Source organism: Nocardioides abyssi (assembly GCF_030412915.1).
Classification (GTDB): Bacteria; Actinomycetota; Actinomycetes; order Propionibacteriales; family Nocardioidaceae; genus Nocardioides; species Nocardioides abyssi.
Map to the genome: position 1 here is coordinate 1 of NZ_JAUHJR010000099.1, position 295 is coordinate 295.

The 295-nt window shown below is 78.0% G+C and carries 1 protein-coding gene; it reads left to right on the forward strand.

Annotated features, from left to right (window positions below; translation table 11 throughout):
• Positions 1-8: 8 nt before the first annotated feature.
• A partial coding sequence (locus tag QWY29_RS20065) for a response regulator (protein ID WP_300962999.1) occupies positions 9-295 on the forward strand: 287 nt, incomplete at its 3' end.

Here is a 295-nt window from a genome sequence, read left to right on the forward strand (position 1 = left end):
TCACGGTCGTGGTCGTCGACGACCACGCGATGTTCCGCCGCGGGGTGATCGCGGAGCTCGGGGCTGTCGGCGGGGCGGCCGGGGCCGAGGCGGTCCGCGTGCTCGGCGAGGCCGCCGACGTCGACGAGGCGGTCGCGGCCGTGGCGGCGTACCGCCCCGACGTGGTGCTGCTCGACGTCCACCTCCCCGGCGGCGGCGGGGTCGAGGTGATGCGGCGCGCGACGACCGCCGGCTCCTCGCCGGGCACCCGCTACCTGGCGCTCTCGGTCAGCGACGCCGCCGAGGACGTCATCGG